Origin of the sequence: Natronincola ferrireducens, assembly GCF_900100845.1 — a bacterium.
GTDB classification, from domain to species: Bacteria; Bacillota; Clostridia; order Peptostreptococcales; family Natronincolaceae; genus Natronincola_B; species Natronincola_B ferrireducens.
Genome location: NZ_FNFP01000001.1, coordinates 327,780 through 345,384 on the forward strand (window position 1 = coordinate 327,780; position 17,605 = coordinate 345,384).

Annotated in this window: 13 protein-coding genes and 1 riboswitch; of the genes, 11 read left to right on the top strand and 2 right to left on the bottom strand. The window is 38.2% G+C overall.

Annotation, left to right across the window (positions count from 1 at the left end; genetic code table 11):
* The first annotated feature begins 4 nt into the window (after window positions 1-4).
* The 4 genes from BLS22_RS01505 (at window position 5) to BLS22_RS01520 (ending at window position 6,820) form a co-directional block, all read left to right on the top strand.
* Window positions 5-610: a DUF5317 domain-containing protein gene (locus tag BLS22_RS01505; protein ID WP_090549323.1), complete on the top strand. Its 606-nt coding sequence runs from the start codon at window positions 5-7 to the stop codon at window positions 608-610.
* Between the two features lie 187 nt (window positions 611-797).
* The gene (gene secA, locus BLS22_RS01510; RefSeq protein WP_090551523.1) at window positions 798-3,476 is read left to right on the top strand and encodes a preprotein translocase subunit SecA; all 2,679 of its coding nucleotides are present in this window, start codon (window positions 798-800) and stop codon (window positions 3,474-3,476) included.
* A gap of 15 nt (window positions 3,477-3,491) precedes the next feature.
* Window positions 3,492-4,596 (top strand): peptide chain release factor 2 gene (gene prfB / locus BLS22_RS01515; protein ID WP_176762002.1). Its coding sequence is split into 2 segments (ribosomal slippage): window positions 3,492-3,566 and window positions 3,568-4,596, totalling 1,104 coding nucleotides; the frame shifts between segments, so codons are not numbered across the junction.
* A 154-nt stretch (window positions 4,597-4,750) separates the two neighbouring features.
* A complete protein-coding gene (locus BLS22_RS01520; RefSeq protein WP_244269464.1) occupies window positions 4,751-6,820 on the top strand; it encodes a methyl-accepting chemotaxis protein in 2,070 nt (689 codons plus the stop codon).
* A 41-nt stretch (window positions 6,821-6,861) separates the two neighbouring features.
* Here the strand turns inward: BLS22_RS01520 and BLS22_RS01525 are convergent, their stop codons facing one another.
* The gene (locus BLS22_RS01525; RefSeq protein ID WP_090549331.1) at window positions 6,862-7,308 is read right to left on the bottom strand and encodes a YaaR family protein; all 447 of its coding nucleotides are present in this window, start codon (window positions 7,306-7,308) and stop codon (window positions 6,862-6,864) included.
* Between the two features lie 187 nt (window positions 7,309-7,495).
* Here BLS22_RS01525 and BLS22_RS01530 point away from each other — a divergent pair, with 187 nt between their 5' ends.
* The 7 genes from BLS22_RS01530 to BLS22_RS01560 all read left to right on the top strand — a co-directional run bounded on the left by BLS22_RS01530 (window position 7,496) and on the right by BLS22_RS01560 (window position 16,048).
* Window positions 7,496-9,598 (top strand): DUF6240 domain-containing protein, encoded by a 2,103-nt coding sequence (locus BLS22_RS01530; RefSeq protein WP_090549333.1) that lies wholly within the window; start codon window positions 7,496-7,498, stop codon window positions 9,596-9,598.
* Window positions 9,599-9,608: 10 nt separating this feature from the next.
* The gene (locus tag BLS22_RS01535; RefSeq protein WP_090549336.1) at window positions 9,609-9,896 is read left to right on the top strand and encodes an EscU/YscU/HrcU family type III secretion system export apparatus switch protein; all 288 of its coding nucleotides are present in this window, start codon (window positions 9,609-9,611) and stop codon (window positions 9,894-9,896) included.
* 151 nt (window positions 9,897-10,047) lie between these two features.
* Window positions 10,048-11,664: a flagellin N-terminal helical domain-containing protein gene (locus BLS22_RS15465; protein WP_090549339.1), complete on the top strand. Its 1,617-nt coding sequence runs from the start codon at window positions 10,048-10,050 to the stop codon at window positions 11,662-11,664.
* A 57-nt stretch (window positions 11,665-11,721) separates the two neighbouring features.
* Window positions 11,722-12,195 carry a flagellar export chaperone FliS gene (locus tag BLS22_RS01545; protein ID WP_090549342.1) on the top strand — a complete coding sequence of 158 codons (474 nt, stop codon included), beginning with the start codon at window positions 11,722-11,724 and terminating at the stop codon, window positions 12,193-12,195.
* A gap of 156 nt (window positions 12,196-12,351) precedes the next feature.
* The gene (locus tag BLS22_RS01550) at window positions 12,352-14,535 is read left to right on the top strand and encodes a Tex family protein (protein WP_090549345.1); all 2,184 of its coding nucleotides are present in this window, start codon (window positions 12,352-12,354) and stop codon (window positions 14,533-14,535) included.
* A gap of 84 nt (window positions 14,536-14,619) precedes the next feature.
* Window positions 14,620-15,114, top strand: a complete 495-nt coding sequence (locus BLS22_RS01555) for a hypothetical protein (RefSeq protein ID WP_090549348.1) — start codon at window positions 14,620-14,622, stop codon at window positions 15,112-15,114.
* Between the two features lie 69 nt (window positions 15,115-15,183).
* A riboswitch (FMN riboswitch) is annotated at window positions 15,184-15,306 on the top strand.
* 130 nt (window positions 15,307-15,436) lie between these two features.
* Window positions 15,437-16,048 carry an ECF transporter S component gene (locus BLS22_RS01560; RefSeq protein WP_090549351.1) on the top strand — a complete coding sequence of 204 codons (612 nt, stop codon included), beginning with the start codon at window positions 15,437-15,439 and terminating at the stop codon, window positions 16,046-16,048.
* A 147-nt stretch (window positions 16,049-16,195) separates the two neighbouring features.
* Here the strand turns inward: BLS22_RS01560 and BLS22_RS01565 are convergent, their stop codons facing one another.
* Window positions 16,196-17,236 (bottom strand): hypothetical protein, encoded by a 1,041-nt coding sequence (locus BLS22_RS01565; protein ID WP_090549353.1) that lies wholly within the window; start codon window positions 17,234-17,236, stop codon window positions 16,196-16,198.
* Between the last annotated feature and the right edge of the window lie 369 nt (window positions 17,237-17,605).

Below are 17,605 nucleotides of genomic sequence, written 5' to 3' on the forward strand. Positions count from 1 at the left end.
AGAAATGATGCTAGAGGGTATATTGTTAGGAATCCTTGTAGGTAAAATCAGAGGGGGAAAATTTAAAAGATTGGGCACCACAATGCTGAGATTTTCATGGTTTATTTTGTTGACCTTTATTTTACGGTTGGGGATAGACATTATGATATCTTTAGGATATCCCCTAGTGATCGAATACAGGATGATTTTATACGTTATTGCCTACAGTCTTTTATTTATAGCTCTATTCCTCAATATGCACTTTAAGTGTATGTGGTTTATTATGCTAGGGTCTATAGCCAACTTTGCAGCTATCATCCTCAATAGTGGTAGTATGCCTGTGGATATGAGGGTACTGGAGACCGTTGGATTTCAAAATATGATGAATTCCATCCAGTTAGGAACCCTGCCCCAATACATACCTCTAGAAGAAGCCAAATTGTATACAGAGTATTTAGGAAGAAGATTGTCTATGCCCTCCTTCTATCCTTTAAAGCAGGTTTTTAGTGGAGGAGATATTTTGATTGTAATCGGTATTTTCTTTTTAATTCAAAATATGATGACACCTTCAATCTACCATCGAACCTCAAAGGTTATTCGATTTGATCATAAAAGTAAAGCCCTAAAATAATTGAAACAAACAAAAACTCCTAAACGGGAGTTTTTTTGTGACAATTAATCAACAAGATTTTCAAGTTATTGTTTTAAAAAGATAGAAATGATACAATAATATGATAAACAAAAGGTTTAACATAAAAATTGAGGTTTTCATTGGTGAAAACCTCATTATAATAGAATATATAAATGAGGTGAGAGGCTTGAAAAAGTTATTTGAGAAATTTTTTGGCACCTATAGTGAAAGAGAACTAAAAAAATTAGATAAAATTATTCAGCAAATAGAAGGATTGGAGCAAGAGTATACGAAGCTTAGGGATGAAGAATTAAGACAAAAAACCTTTGAGTTTAAAGAAAGGCTTCAAAAGGGTGAAACGTTGGATGATATCCTACCGGAGGCATTTGCTACTGTTAGGGAGGCGGCCTTCAGGGTCTTGGGCATGAAGCACTACAGGGTACAACTCTATGGTGGTATTGTACTCCACCAAGGTCGGATTGCTGAGATGAAGACAGGGGAAGGTAAAACCCTCATGGCAACCCTTCCAGTCTATCTAAATGCTCTTGGAGGAAAGGGCTGCCATGTAGTAACCGTCAATGATTACTTAGCTAAAAGAGACCAGGAATGGATGGGGAAGGTCTATAGCTTTTTAGGATTAACGGTGGGGGTTATCCACCATGGTATTAATCAACAGGAGAGAAGAGCTGCCTATAACAGTGATATCACCTATGGTACCAACAATGAATTTGGTTTCGACTATTTAAGGGACAACATGGTAATCTACAAAGATGATAAGGTCCAAAGGGAATTAAACTATGCTATCGTGGATGAGGTAGATAGTATATTAATCGACGAAGCTAGGACTCCTTTGATTATTTCAGGCCAGGGTGAAAAATCCACCAAGATGTATCATGTTGTGGATCATTTTGTAAAAACCCTAAGAAAAGAAGATGACTATACGATAGATGAGAAGGCAAATTCTGTAGCCCTAACAGAGACAGGGGTAGAAAAGGCGGAAAGAGCCTTTGGTATTGAAAATCTTTCTGACTTAAATAATATGGAGTTATCCCACCATATTAACCAAGCCCTTAAGGCTCGAAGTCTCATGAAACGAGATAAGGATTATGTTGTAAAGGATGGAGAAGTAATTATTGTTGACGATTTCACCGGACGTTTGATGTTTGGTCGTAGATATAGCGATGGATTACACCAAGCCATAGAGGCAAAGGAAGGGATGGATATCCAAAGGGAGTCCAAAACCCTAGCAACCATTACCTTCCAAAATTATTTTAGAATGTATAATAAGCTGTCGGGGATGACGGGAACAGCCAAGACAGAGGAAGAGGAATTTATATCTATTTATAAAATGGATGTAGTAGAAATCCCAACCAATAAGCCTGTAGTTCGGGAGGATTATCCTGATGCCATCTATCAAACAGAAAACGGTAAATTCCAAGCTTTAGCCAGAGAAATAGAAGAAAAGCATCAAAAAGGACAGCCGGTACTGGTGGGGACCATCTCTATAGAAAAGTCAGAGGAACTGTCAAAACTATTAAAGCGCAGGGGTATACCCCATGAAGTATTAAATGCAAAGCACCATGAAAGGGAAGCAGATATTGTGGCCCAAGCTGGAAGAAAAGGGGCTGTAACCATTGCCACCAATATGGCGGGTCGGGGAACCGATATCCTTTTAGGAGGGAACCCTGAATTTTTAGCAAAACAGGAGCTGAAGCGAAAAGGCTATGATGATGAGGTAATAGCTCAGGTCACCAGCTTTGCTGATACTGATAATGAAGAAGTTGTTACTGCTAGAAGACTTTATGATGATCTTTTTAAGCAGTACAAGATAGAGACCGATAAGGAGCATCAGGAGGTTACCGGGGTAGGAGGTCTCCATATTATCGGTACAGAAAGACATGAATCTCGAAGAATAGACAATCAGTTAAGGGGGCGTGCTGGCCGACAGGGAGATCCAGGATCCAGTAGATTTTATATTTCTCTAGAGGATGATTTAATGCGTCTCTTTGGTGGAGATAGAATGCAGGGTTTTGTAGAGAAAATGGGCCTCCAGGAGGATGAAGCCATTGAACACAACCTGCTGTCAAAGTCCATAGAAAATGCCCAAAAGAAGGTGGAGGGTAGAAACTTTGGTATTCGTAAACACGTCCTACAATATGATGATGTTATGAATAAACAGAGGGAAGTTATCTATGGTGAGCGGAAAAAGGTATTGGCGGGAGAAAATATGCGGGATCATATTTTCAACATGCTGGGGAATATTATAGACAATGCTATTGCCATTTATACTGCCGATGGTCAGTATCCTGAGGAATGGGACTTAAAGGGTTTGGAAGAAAATTTAAGCAATGTTTTTCTACCAAAGGATATGCTGATATTTGAAAATGTTGAGGATTTAAACCTAGAAACCCTGAAGGAGGAAATTATGGAGCTGGCTGAGGGGCTCTATAGTAAAAAGGAAGAAGAGGTTGGGCCAGAAGGAATCCGTGAAATCGAAAGGGTTGTATTATTACAGGTTATCGATACGAAATGGATGGATCATATCGATGCCATGGATCAACTAAGACAGGGTATTGGCTTAAGGGCTATTGGTCAAGTGGACCCTGTAAGGGCCTATCAAGTAGAAGGCTTTGATATGTTCCAGGAGATGATCAATAAGATTCAAGAGGATACAGTAAGATATTTATTTAATATGGAAAAGGAAGTAAAGCTTCAAAGAAAACAGGTGGCCAATCCCACAGCTGCCACCCACGGGGATGGAGAGGATAGTAAAGCCAAGCCTGTTGCAAAAAAAGAAGAGGCTGGAAGAAATGAACCCTGTCCATGTGGCAGTGGTAAAAAATACAAAAAATGCTGTGGACAATAAATGAGGTGATGAGAAGTGCTAAATTTAGATATTTATAAACAGCAGCTTTTAGGAATGCATGAAGAAATTAAGGAAATGAGGGCTTCCCTTTGACATAGAAGCTATAGAAAAGATTCTTGAGGAATACGAGGCAAAGATGGGGGTTGAGGGGTTTTGGAATGATCCCTCAGCTGCTCAGGAAATCTTAAAAAAATCAAAGGAATTAAAAAACAAAATAGAAATCTTTGAGGGCTTGATAGCAGCCCATGAAGAGCTGGAAACCATGATTCTCTTTATTGAAGAGGGGGACAGCTCCTTTGAAAAAGAAATGCTGGAGAGTATGAAGAGATTACAAGAAACCATCGATGCCATGAAGATAGAAACCCTTTTGAAGGGGGAGTACGATAAAAATAATTGTATTGTATCTATTCATGCTGGAACAGGGGGATTAGATGCTCAAGATTGGGCAAAAATGCTGTGGCGGATGTATACCCGATGGGCAGAGGAGAAAAACTATAGGGTAAAGCTATTGGATCTCCTACAGGACCCTGAAGCTGGTATTAAAAGCGTCACCCTACTTATAGAAGGTTTAAATGCCTATGGTTATTTAAAGGCAGAGAAGGGAGTCCACCGACTGGTTCGTATTTCACCCTTTGATTCCTCTGGCAAGCGACATACCTCCTTTGCTTCGGTGGATGTGATGCCAGAGATGGATGATACAGTGGAGGTGGACATCAAGGCAACGGATTTAAAAATAGATACCTATAGGGCCAGTGGTGCTGGAGGACAGCATGTTAATAAAACAGATTCAGCTGTACGGATTACCCATCTACCTACAGGTATTGTAGTTCAGTGTCAAAATGAAAGATCTCAGCATACCAACCGAGATACTGCCATGAAGATGCTGAAGGCAAAGCTATTAGAACTAAAGGAATTGGAGCAAAAAGAAAAAATTGAAGACATTCAAGGGGAATATAGTCAAATTGCGTGGGGGAGTCAAATCCGATCCTATGTATTCAACCCCTATAATCTGGTGAAGGATCATCGAACCAATATAGAAGTAGGAAACATTCAAGCCGTTATGGATGGGGATATAGACCTATTTATCAATGGATTTTTACAGAAAAGCCTAGAGGGATAATCTAGGCTTTTCTGTTTGCAAATAATTAAACCATATTTGAAAGTTTTTGTAAAAAATAAAGGATTTTGTAGATAAATGTCAAATTATATGACAAGTAGAAAAATTATCCAAATAATATTTAACCACATTGTAAAGGGGCGGGAAAAGCTTGAAAATGAGTATAGCAGTAAAAGGTAAAAAGGATAAAAAACCCAAAAAAATTGGTGAAAAGAAAATTAAAACAGCTAAATCTAGTAAAGAAATGAGTATTAAAAGGCAGTTAATCACGATTGTCTCTGCTATTCTTTTGGTAGCCATTTCAACTATTACATTTTTAAATTATTACAATGATTCAAAAAAAGTTATAGAAACAGCCGAGGGCAATAATCAACTGATAGCAGAATCGGTTGCCACCCAAATTGATTTGTATCTGGATTCTATTGTTGATATGGTCAGAATGATAGGGGTGTCCCATGATTTCCATGAGTTAAGTGAAGAAGAGCTTTATTCTGCCCTTAGCTATTACACCTACCAATATCGTACATTGCGGGGCCTGCGATATGTGGACTTATCTGGGACAGTACAGTCCTCCAATGATGGTGGGGTGGGAGAAAATGTTTCTGGAGAAAGATGGTTTCAAGAAGCCATTGGGGGCAGAGTTTACTTGAGTCAATCCATAACAGATAGGGCAACATCACAGCCTGTGATGATGATCAGTATACCCGTTAGGATGAATAAAGTAGGGAATATTAACGGTGTTCTGGCGGCTACCATCAATTTTAGTAACATTAATGACATTGTTCAAAAAATACAAATTGGAGAAACCGGCTATGCCTATGTGGTGGATACCCAAGGATATGTTGTGGGGCATGGTATCGATCCAGTGGAGTATGTCAATGAACGCTATAACATTTTAGAGGATGGGGCCGAAGAAGTTAAAAAGGTTGTTCAAGGTGAAAAGGAATTATCCCATGGCCTCAACCATGAGGGGAACAATGTTGTTATTACCAGTGGAAGGGTTAACAGAAATGGTTGGACTGTCATCATAGAGCAGAATATGGCAGAAGTTACAGCACAAAATAGACATTTATTGGCTTTAGCTTTAGGAGTAGCTCTAATCATTATTTTATTGGCTATGATTGTAATATACATATTTGCCAATATTTTTACAAAACCAATTTTACGACTGTCAACCAGTGCTAAAAAGATAAGGGATGGAGATTTAACAGAGGATGTTAAGGTTACCAGCAAAAATGAAATTGGTGAGCTTCAGGGAGCCTTTCAGGATATGGTAAATTCTATTGGAGGCATATTACAACAGCTTCAGGGAACTATTGACGAAATCAATGGATTTACCGGTGGATTAAGAGAAAATGTTGACTTGACGGCCCGGGCTGCTGGGGAAATATCCAAGACAATAGAGCATGTTGCAGCAGAGGCATCCCAACAGATGCACTATGTAGAAGATACAACTACATCAGTAATGACATTGGTGGACAATGCCCAAGAGGTGAAAAATAGTAGTAATATAGTGGTGGAGGCTGCAGTTAAAGCCTCGAAGTTGGCTGAAGGTGGTTCTCAAAATATACAAGAGATACAAAACACCATAGAAACCATGACCAATGTAGCAATGGAAACAGCTTCTATGGTAAAATCATTGGATGACAATATAAAAGAAATCAACAAGGCGGGGCAGTTGATTACTGACATAGCAGAGCAAACTAATCTACTGGCATTAAATGCTGCTATTGAAGCTGCTAGGGCTGGAGAGCATGGCAGAGGTTTTAATGTAGTTGCTGAAGAAGTACGAAAGCTGGCTGAAGCCTCTAGAGGTGCTTCGGGGGAAATTATTGATTTAATCCATAGAATACAGGGAGAAACTCAAAGGGTAGTTTCTGCCACTGAGGAAACCATTGAAGGGGTAGAAAAGGGTAGAGAGGTTATTCGACACACCTCGGTATCCTTTAAGGACATTATAGGAGAAACCTACAGGGTATCTGAATTTATGGAGAGATTGTCTGAAAATATTACCCAGATGTTCCAGCAGGTAGACGAGGTTAAGGAGAAGATTACAGAAGTCGCCAGTATTTCTCAATCCACTGCCGCCAGTTCTCAAGAAGTGTTGGCCAGTGTAGAGGAACAGGAGGCAGCTGTTCAACAAATCACCCTATCTGCCGATACCTTAAGTGATATGGTGGAAAAGCTAAACAATATTTTACAACGATTTACCATTGATAAAAAATAACAGAGAATAACAAAAGCCCACGAAAACCGTGGGCTTTTAATCTACATAAATAAATCCAGAAGCAATCCTCGAATATCATCCAATCGTTTTAAAACATTGATACCATCAACCTCCTGCTTTAAAAAATCCTTTGTTAGGGCCTCCAGTTCTCGATCCACCTTTTTCACAATACAGTAGACCCGGTGGCGACCTCTACGATCCAAAAAGTTCTGCTTTGAAAACTTATGGGAATTTTTAACGGCTACATCTAAAAATTCACGGACCAAATTTTTATATTTAACCACTTCACTTAAATGGAGCTTTTCTCCAATTTTGTCGGCTTGATCTGTTATTTTATTATAGAGACCTTCTAGGTGGTCTCGTACATGCTGAGATTGAATGGTTTCAAACCTTGTAAAAAATTTTCCTTGATTTGCCTCAGCTTTTTTTTGCTGAGGCTCTATTTTATTGATAAATTCTTGTATATGAAGATTATTAATTTTATTCATCCTGAATCCTCCAATTTTAAGCACCCAACTGTCTATAGTTAGTTTACAGGAAAAGCTATTATTCGTCCATCATATATTCTATCGGCAAGTTTAAGGAAAAACCTTAGACCGCCGTAACAAGTCTCCCATTAAAGAAATCTGTGGAAAATGACGATACATAAGTTAGAATTGAAAAGGCGGTGGAAGGATGAACAATAACCTTTTTCAAAAAATAAATTTAGGGGCTTCACAGCAATATTACACTGGCTCATCATTCTTTAAGATTCGAGGGACTTTAATGGAGAAAAAGGAGGATATGGTAAAGGTAAATATAGGTGGAGACAAGATAATAGAAGCCCAGCTAAAGACCCCCCTAGAAGGAAAAGTAGGGGAGACGGTTGTAATTGATAAAAAGGAAATTATCAAATCTAGGCTATCCCATAAGGAGGCTCCTGTGGAGACACCTAATGATGATAAAGAGGAAATCCAACTCCTTGAAAAGCTGCAGCTCCCCATTAATGAAGAAACCCAAGGAGCAGTAAAAGCGTTGGAAAAACATGGTATAACTCCTTCGAAAGAAAATATCCTAGCTTTTATAGCCTCTAAGGGCCAGCTGGAAAGGGTCATAGAAGGGTTGGACTATGAAACAGCTGTTAAGCTAATGGAGAAAAATATTGATATTGAAGAAGCTGGCTTAGAAAAAGTAATGGATATGGTGGAGGAAACAAAGGGAAGGAAGGAAGGTTTTTCTCTTTTGAAGTTTTTCGTTGGGGGAAAAAAACTACCGATAGAAGAGGCGGAAAGAATAGCCTATAATCTCTATGGCAATAAAATGGGGAAGGATATAACTGATATTATCCAAGCTCTCCATAAGGCAGGAGTAGAGATTAGCATAAAAAATATCGATAGAATCCATAGGATTTTTTCAAAGTTAGATAACCTACAAACCATAAAGGATGATACCATTGTAGATGCTATCAAAAACAAAATTGATACCACCATAGACAACCTATATAAGCTAAAAAATACTATTGCAAAAAATGTTATTGGGATAGGAGAGAAAAACCCTCCCTTGGCAACGAAGGCCTATGAGACTAACCTTTATCAACCTACAGGCATAAGCGATAGAGAAATAAAGGGAATGGAGGGGGATATAAAAAGGATTCTTACCTCTCTACAGATAAAGACTACAGAAGAGGTTTTAAAATTAGCTAAGGATTTAATTAAACAGGGCTTAGAATTATCCCAGGAAAACATACAAAGAGTTATTAATACAAAAGCTGCTCTGAAGGATCTGCCACAGTTTTTTAATTATGAAAAAGCGGCTACCCTCATGGCTTCAGGTCTACAGCCGGAAAAAGAAGAGGTTACAGCCTTACTTAAAAAGGTAAAGGAAGAAAATGCAAACAATTCAGTAAAGACCATAGAAAACCCTCAACAAACCCATAGAGACGAGGCCCTACAGCAGCTAGAAAAGCTTCAACCCCAAAATCTTAAAGCTATTATGGCTATGATGAAAAATATGAAGGAAATACCTGAACAACGGGAGACCGTCTTATCTCTACTAATTAAAAACAGTATACCAATGACCTTTAAAAGTCTCACCAGGACTGATTTACTTATTAACAATCACCAGCAAATTACCTCTCAAATCCACGAAGCTTTAAGGATTTTAGAAAAAAGCAATAATAAAGAGTTAAAGGATTTGGGGACAAAACTTAGGGTTGTGGTGGAGGAAGGAAGTACTAGTCTCAAGCTAGGAAAATTCAATATAGGAAGATTTCATCAGGAGCTTGGGAGATTGATAGAGGGGGTGGAGGATAAGCTTCATCTTATGGATGAAAACACCAGAAGGGATTTTCAGCAAAATAAGGATAGCTTAAGGGAATCCCTCCAGCTACAAAGTCAGTTAAACAAAGACGATATCCTCCTACAGGTACCTGTAATGATGGAAAACCAGATGAAAAATCTACAAATATATATATTAAATAAGAAAAAAGGCAGTAGAAAAATAGATCCTAACAATATGTCGGTATTACTAAACTTTGAAACCAATAATATGGGTAATGTGAATATCTATGCAGCAGTTAACCGAAAACAGGTTACCATGAAAATAGGGGTAAAAAGCCAAAGGGATGGTCATTTGTTTGAAGTCCATAAAAAGCAAATAGAGGGTCTTTTAGAAGGCTTGGGCTATGAGTTAAAGGAGGTTTCCTTTAAGATAGAGGAAAAACAAAATCTATTTGATCTTATGGAGGGTATAACTACTGGATATCCATCAACTAGAAGGTCTTTAGACATGACGGTATAGAGGTGAAAAAATGAAGGAAGTAGAAAAGCGAAAACAGGCAGTGGCACTGAAATATGATATAGAAAAGGACCATGCTCCTAAAATCATTGCAATGGGACAAGGAGTAGTGGCGGAAAACATTTTGAAACTGGCTGAGGAAAATCAGGTGGTTGTCCAACAAGATGACAGGCTAGTTAAACAGCTACTGGAATTTTCGGTAGGTACGGAAATTCCACCAGAGCTTTATGAAGTAGTGGCACAAATTTTAGCATTTGTAGAGATGGTGGATAAGGAAAAGGGCTTGAAGCAAAACAACTAGGTCCATATAACTATAGGGATATTGGAGATAAAGACTAAAGATTAGGAGGATTTTAGTCGATAAACGTAATATACAATCCTACATATTTTGACATTTTTTTAAATTACCATAGTGTTTCATAGGAAACAATTTACAATAGGGGGAAGATAATATGAGAATTAACCATAACATTCCAGCACTAAATGCCCACAGACTTTTAACCCAAAACACCAATGCATCTTCAAAGGTGTTGGAAAGACTTTCTTCAGGGAAGAAAATTAATAAGGCTGCCGATGATGCAGCTGGAATGGCGATATCAGAGAAGATGAAGGCTCAGGTGAGGGGGTTAAAAAAGGCATCCCAAAACACCCTAGACGGCATCTCCCTTATCCAAACGGCAGAGGGAGCCATGAACGAAGTCCACTCCATGCTCCAAAGGATGAGGGAATTAGCAGTACAAGCAGCCAATGGTACTGTAACCGATGGAGATAGAAGTGCTATTCAGGATGAGATCAACCAGCTGACCTCAGAGGTCAACAGAATCGCCAATGGAACGGAATTTAATACAAGGAATATTCTCAGGGGTAATGAAGCACCTAATTCTAATACTACGGTACATAGGATGTCTACGGGAAACGCTGCTGTGTTTGTTTCTGACAAAGCTTTGGCAAATGATAATGATGTAGAAAATTTAGGTGATTTACAAACTCAAAAGCTTTCCATATGGATAGATGGACAGGAAAGAGAGGTTAGACTAGATAAGCTAGATGGGACAGAAAACGCTACAAAGGATAGTTTATTAGAAGCGTTAAACAATGCCATGGGGGACTTAGGTCAAGCTATTTGGACAGATGAAGATAAATTAGAGATTAGATCAACCTCTATTGGTGGAAGAAGCGAAGTTAAAATAACAGGTTCTCCAGTGGTTATGGAAGAATTATTTAATGAAACTACGGAGACTACTATTATAGAAAAGGGAGAGTCTGAGAAAGACACAGGAAAGGCTACAGGCAGTATTTATTTCAACAATTTCCCTGCCATTGGTTCAACTATTACTATAGGTAATGAAAAAATTGAGTTCTATGATAGCAGTATTAGTCCTTATACTGGGTCCAATCGACCTATAAATTTAAACGGTAAAAATAGTATTGAAGATATAGTTAAAGAATTGGAAGATTTAAGTTTTGAAGGGGTTACTTTAAAACAGGATGAGAATGTTAAAGAAAGACTGATTATAGAAGCAGAATCCACTGGTTTTGCTGGACAGGCAATCTTCCTAGAAGGTACACCTAAGGAATTTGTAACCAATCTACAGATTGGTCCCAACCAAGGTCAGGGCTTTAGACTGTCGGTGGGGGATATTCGTGCTACCCAACTAGGTATTAGTGCAAAAGATCCCACTGGAAACACAGGTATTAAAGGGGCGGCTTTTCACAGTTTGATGGAGGTAACTGATGGACTTTCAGAGGCTACAGCAGAGCATGCCCTAGACGTATCTACAGAAGAAAGAGCAACAGCAGCTATAACTGTATATGATAACGCCATTGTCAAGCTGGCGGAGCTTAGGGGTTCCTTAGGAGCCATACAAAACCGCTTGGAATACACTGCCGCTAACCTAGATAATACAACAGAAAACCTAACGGCAGCTTTATCGAGAATTGAAGATGCTGATATGGCCCTAGAGATGTCGGAGTTTACTAAGTTAAACATCCTAACCCAATCAGGGGTAGCTATGCTGGCTCAAGCCAACCAAAGACCGCAATCGATTTTACAGTTGCTTGGAAGTTAGTGAATAGTGCAGTAAAAGAATTATTAATTCCACCGAAGGTGGTAGTGGGGTGAAGAAATGATAGAAAAAGAATATCTTGCAAATCGTGTAGCCAATGCCAATGGTGCTGAACTGGTGGCTATTTTATATGAGGGATTTATAGATACATTAGAGGATAGCATAGATTATTTAAAGATAGGGGCTTTTAAAAAGCTGAATGATTCCCTGCAAAAGGCTAGAGAAATTTTAGCGGAGCTGTTGAGTACTCTACAGGGGGATTCAGAGATTGCAAACAATCTAAGAAGCATTTACCTTTATGTAAATCAGCTAATGACAGAAGGGGAAAGCCATAGGGATACTGACAAGCTAGAGATGGCTATTAAAATTATGGCTCCTATCTATGAAGGCTGGAGGGAACTAGGGGATCAAGAGGATGGTCAGAACCAACAGGAAATCCTTGAAACTCCCAAAATTGTAGCAGGTATTACCTATGGTAAAGGACAGCTAAAGGATTATGTGATGAATGATGAAAACAAATGGGAAAAAGGATAGATATAGGGCCAACACCGTCTAATTAGACGGTGTTTTGCTATGTATAATAATGAAGGTTGGAAGAGAAGATAAGAAAAAATCATATCAATAAGAAAAAAGACCATTAGATTATGATTATGATATAATAGCTTTATGAATAACGAAGGAGGCCTGGGAATGAAGATTACAAAACAGCTGGTGAAGGAATTTCAATTAAAGGAATTTCAAGTAACCAATACAATAGCCCTAATAGACGAAGGAAATACCATACCCTTTATTGCCCGTTATCGTAAGGAAAAGACGGGGGAATTAAGCGATACTGTGCTGAGGGAGTTAGGGGAGCGTTTAACCTACTTAAGAAATCTGGAGGCTAAAAGGGAAGAAATTAGTCGACTTATTCAAGAGCAGGAAAAGCTGACACCGGAGCTTGAAGAAAAGATTGAGAATGCTAAAACCCTACAGGAGATAGAGGATATCTATCGACCCTTTCGACCCAAACGTAGAACGAGGGCCACGATTGCAAAGGAAAAGGGACTGGAGCCATTGGCAGCAATTGTTTATGAACAACAGCTGGAGCAGGGAAACATAGAGGATATAGCAAAGGCCTATGTTAATCCTGAAAAAGAAGTAAATACTATAGAGGATGCTTTAAATGGTGCCATGGACATCATTGCAGAAATCATATCCGACAATGCTGATTACCGGAAGGCTATAAGGGATATTACTTTTAAAGAAGGCATCATCTCTTCTAAAGCCACCGATGCTGAAAAATCCTCTGTTTATGAAATGTACTATGACTATAAGGAAAAGATCAACACGGCAGCGGAGCATAGAATATTGGCCATGAATCGTGGAGAAAAGGAAGAGTTTTTAAAGGTTAAAATAGACATAGATGCAGAAAAAATATTTTATTATTTAAAGAAAAAGCTTTTAAAAACCAAGGATAGCATTACTACCCCCTATGTGGCAACAGCCCTTGAGGATGCCTATAAGCGATTAATCGGTCCTTCTATTGAAAGGGAAATCCGTGCTATGCTTACAGAAAAGGCGGAGGAAAAAGCCATAAAGGTCTTTGGGGAAAATTTGAAAAGACTTTTACTACAGCCTCCTGTTAAGGATAAGGTGGTAATGGGCTTTGATCCTGCCTATCGAACGGGCTGCAAGATTGCTGTGGTAGATGGGACTGGAAAGCTGTTGGAAACCACCACAGTATATCCTACTGCACCCCAAAACAATATAGATGGTAGTAAAGAAAAGCTAAAGGAAATGATTACTGCCTATGGGGTAGATGTTATTGCAATAGGCAATGGTACAGCATCAAGGGAGTCGGAGGTTTTTGTTGCAGATATGCTAAAGGAGATTGACAGAAGGGTTTATTATATGATTATCAGTGAAGCGGGGGCTTCGGTTTATTCGGCCTCAGACCTAGCCTCAAAGGAATATCCTGATATCAATGTCTCCCTAAGGGGGGCCATATCCATCGCTAGAAGGCTTCAGGACCCCTTGGCGGAGCTGGTGAAAATTGATCCTAAGCACGTAGGTGTAGGACAATATCAGCATGATGTAAATCAAAAGCGATTGGATGAAGCCCTAAAGGGTGTGGTGGAGGATTGTGTAAATAGTGTAGGTATAGACTTAAACACTGCATCTCCTTCTCTATTACAGTACATAGCTGGGATTAGCAAGGCTGTGGCGGAAAATATAGTAAAGTACAGGGAAGAGGAAGGAAAGTTTACCAATCGTAAGCAATTAAACAAGGTAAAGCGTCTAGGGCCAGCAGCCTTCCAGCAGGCGGCAGGATTTTTAAGGATTTCTGATGGAAAAAATCCTTTAGACAATACGGGGGTCCATCCAGAATCCTATGGTGCGGCAGAAAAACTATTAACTGTTTTAGGCTATGGATTAACTTCCATTACCAACAAAGAATTACGGGATATAGAAGATAGAGTGAAGAATCATAAGGAAGAAGTATTGGCTAAAGAACTGGATATAGGAGTACCTACCCTAAGGGATATTGTAAAGGAGTTGAAAAAGCCTGGCAGGGACCCAAGGGAAGAAATGCCAAAGCCTATTTTTAGAACCGATGTATTAAAGCTGGAGGATTTAAAGGTGGATATGATGTTGACGGGGACTGTGAGAAATGTTCTGGATTTTGGAGCTTTTATAGATATTGGCTTAAAAAATGATGGCTTAGTCCATATATCAGAATTAAGTGACCGCTTTGTTAAAAATCCTATGGATGTTGTGGCAGTAGGAGATATTGTCCAGGTAAGGGTTCTTTCAGTAGACCTCAATAAAGGGAGAGTTGCCCTTTCAATGAAGGAAATCCATTGCAAAAATTCATGTGGAGAAAAAGAATAAAAAAATATTTATTCCTTTGAAACTTTTTTAAAATAGGAACCGTCTAATAATAGATAGGGAAATATTTGGATAAGGAGTTTATTTATGGAAACAGTGCCGTTGAAGGTTGTTGTATTGAATGCTATACCAGAGGCTATTGTCCTAATGTACTTAGGATTGACGCTAATTGGTATTAAACCAGATAAGAAAAGAGTAGTGGTGGCGGGTATACTTCAGGGGGCTGCCTATTACTATATAAGAAAAAATGTGGATTTTGGCACCCACATCTTTATGCAATGCGCATCCTTTGTTTTGCTAACATGGCTTATTGTGAAGGTATCCTTTATAGCTTCAGTAATAGCCAATACTGTTAGTATCACCCTTGCAATATTGTTGGAGAGTTCTATAGGTTTTATGATCGCCTATATAACAGGGATTACAATAACAGAAATGATGTCTAGGGAGTGGATACGGGTTTTATGGTGTTTACCCTATTTATTTGTAATCCTGTTTATCACCTTCTTAGTAGGGAAGTACAAATTTACCCTTGAGGAAGAAATTTCTTTAATAAAGAAGATAGATAAAAGGGTAAAAGGCTAAAAAGCCTATTGCAAAGAAATAGAAAAAGCATTATAATGAAGGCAAGAAATAGGAAAATTAAATAGAGTATTTACTCTTCAGGGCAGGGTGAAATTCCCGACCGGCGGTTAAAGTCCGCGACTCGGCTCCGCAGCCGATTGATCTGGTGTAATTCCAGTACCGACAGTAAAGTCTGGATGGGAGAAGATGTGAATGTAGGAGTTTTTTTACATGTTATTTACACGTCTGAAGGGTTTTTGTCTTCAGGCGTTTTTGATTTAATAAAACGACTCTGAAAATTCTCCCCTAAAATTTAAATTAAATCATTAGGGAGGCATTGTTTATGCAAAATCTACAAAAAACAATTAGCTACAAATCAAAGGTATTTAGCACCAGCAATTTAGTAAAAATGTCAATTTTAGCAATATTTTCTTATGTATTAATGTTGGTTAGCTTTCCATTACCTATTTTTCCTGGTTTTTTAAAGTTGGACTTAAGTGATGTACCACCATTGATTGGAGGATTTGCTTTAGGACCTGTAGCAGGAATGCTAATCCAATTAATAAAAAACATTTTACATTTTATCACAAAGACTTCCACTGGTGGTGTAGGAGAGTTATCTAACTTTATTGTAGGAAGCTCTTATGTTATTACAGCATCTTTCATCTATCATTTAAAGAAAGACAGAACCCACGCAATTGTTGGAGTAATCCTAGGTACTATATTTATGGCTGTTACAGGAGCATTGTCCAATACCTACTTAATCCTTCCTTTTTACTCAAACTTTATGCCTATAGATGCTATTGTAAAAATGGGAACGGTTATTAACAGTAGAATTGTAGATGTTCCAACCCTAGTCCTTTACGGTATTACACCTTTTAATATTTTTAAAGGAGCTGTCATAGCTTGTATAACACTACTTATCTACAAAAAAATATCTCCACTTCTTAAGTAGATGCCCGATAAGTAGACAACCAAAAGTTTGATTTTTAACTTTTGTGTTGGTCACTTATACAGAGTGCAAGAACTAAAAAACTGCTGATTTTACAGCAGTTTTTTAGCTTTTTAAAAAGCAACCCATATATTAAAAGGAAGTGTACTATTAATTGGCTTTTCTAGCCTTAGCATTGGCAGCGTTTCCTCTACCTTGATTTCCGGTATTACCGTTATTTCTACTATTACCATTTCCGTTGTTTGATTTGTTATCCCTATCATTGTTGGACCACTTGTCTACAGAAGTTGTTGTCACAGTAGCTTCAGCTTCTTTGTTTTTTGCTTGTTTTTCTACTGCTTTTATAGGTGCTATTACCCTTTCCTTTCTTTGTTGCTTTAGGGCTTCTTGCTGTTGTTTAATTTCAGCTTTAATAGCTCCCCTTTCAAACTTCCTTTCATTAAGGACTTCCCTCTTTTCTGCTAAAAATTCCTGTTGGATTTGTTGTCTTAATTGTTTTTCCCAATCCCCAGCATTTTCAATAAACTCGATAAATTCATTGGTTTCCTTTGCTACCTTAATTTGGTCTTCTAGGGTCTTAACCTCTGCTTCTAATGCTTCTCTTTCCTCTTCGGTTAAATCCTCTCCTAATAGAGCTTCCTGAAGGTTTTGAAGCTGAGTCTCTAACGCCTCTAATTCTTCAGGAGAAATAGGTTCAAGTGTTTTTTCCCCCATGCTTATTTGACAGCTTAAAATGCGAAGCTCAGTTTTGCGGATGTTTTTACGAATCGCTGGTTTTGCCACATCTGGAACACGATCATAGATAGCCTGGAACTTTACTAGTTTAAGATAAAGGTTTTGTAATGCTTCTTTAGATATCTCTTCCTCTGGTGTATCTTCATCCTCATCTTCTTCATCATATATGCCTTCTACTTCGTCCTCATCCTTATCCTCATCTTCTAATTCTTCTTCTAGCTCATCTAGTATTTCTTCGATTAACCCATCAAGTTCATCCTCATCCAGGTCTAAATCTAGATCCTCTAGCAACTCTTTGATTATATCTACATCAATTTCAGGAGCATCCTCCATGTCCTCTACATCCACTGTAATGTCGATGATGTCTCCATCAACAAGTCCTTCACCAGCAAAGGCATAGATGGCAGAACCCATTAATAAACAACCACTGATAATAAAAGCTAAAGTTTTTTTCATCTTTTGTTCCCCCTTATAATGTTTTTCTGTATATTATACGATAAAAAAAATTTTTTTAGGGGGCGGAATGTCGAAATAAGTCTAAAGAACTAAAATAATAAGGAAAATATTCACAATAAAGAACAGGTTTTTTGTAAAGTCCTGTAGATAAAAAATTGAATTATGTTAAAATAAAGTATGGATAAGTAGGAATTCACCCATACCTAACTTAGTTTCATAAAGGATATAGATGGACAGTAGTTAAAACATTACTGCGGTGACTAAACATTAATGAATAGTGAATAATGAATAGTAAATAATGAATAATGAAAGGCAAAATCCCAAATAACCGATAATAGATAAATACCAACTTTTATTCAATATTCTAAT

What these genes read in the sequence shown, in the direction of transcription:
- BLS22_RS01535 (WP_090549336.1), top strand. Translation starts at nt 9,609, where the DNA reads ATGAAGGAAGTAGAAAAGCGAAAACAGGCAGTGGCACTGAAATATGAT.
- BLS22_RS01525 (WP_090549331.1), bottom strand. Translation starts at nt 7,308, where the DNA reads ATGAATAAAATTAATAATCTTCATATACAAGAATTTATCAATAAAATA.
- BLS22_RS01565 (WP_090549353.1), bottom strand. Translation starts at nt 17,236, where the DNA reads ATGAAAAAAACTTTAGCTTTTATTATCAGTGGTTGTTTATTAATGGGT.
- BLS22_RS01550 (WP_090549345.1), top strand. Translation starts at nt 12,352, where the DNA reads ATGAAGATTACAAAACAGCTGGTGAAGGAATTTCAATTAAAGGAATTT.
- BLS22_RS15465 (WP_090549339.1), top strand. Translation starts at nt 10,048, where the DNA reads ATGAGAATTAACCATAACATTCCAGCACTAAATGCCCACAGACTTTTA.
- BLS22_RS01530 (WP_090549333.1), top strand. Translation starts at nt 7,496, where the DNA reads ATGAACAATAACCTTTTTCAAAAAATAAATTTAGGGGCTTCACAGCAA.
- BLS22_RS01560 (WP_090549351.1), top strand. Translation starts at nt 15,437, where the DNA reads ATGCAAAATCTACAAAAAACAATTAGCTACAAATCAAAGGTATTTAGC.
- BLS22_RS01545 (WP_090549342.1), top strand. Translation starts at nt 11,722, where the DNA reads ATGATAGAAAAAGAATATCTTGCAAATCGTGTAGCCAATGCCAATGGT.
- BLS22_RS01520 (WP_244269464.1), top strand. Translation starts at nt 4,751, where the DNA reads ATGAGTATAGCAGTAAAAGGTAAAAAGGATAAAAAACCCAAAAAAATT.
- BLS22_RS01555 (WP_090549348.1), top strand. Translation starts at nt 14,620, where the DNA reads ATGGAAACAGTGCCGTTGAAGGTTGTTGTATTGAATGCTATACCAGAG.
- BLS22_RS01505 (WP_090549323.1), top strand. Translation starts at nt 5, where the DNA reads ATGATGCTAGAGGGTATATTGTTAGGAATCCTTGTAGGTAAAATCAGA.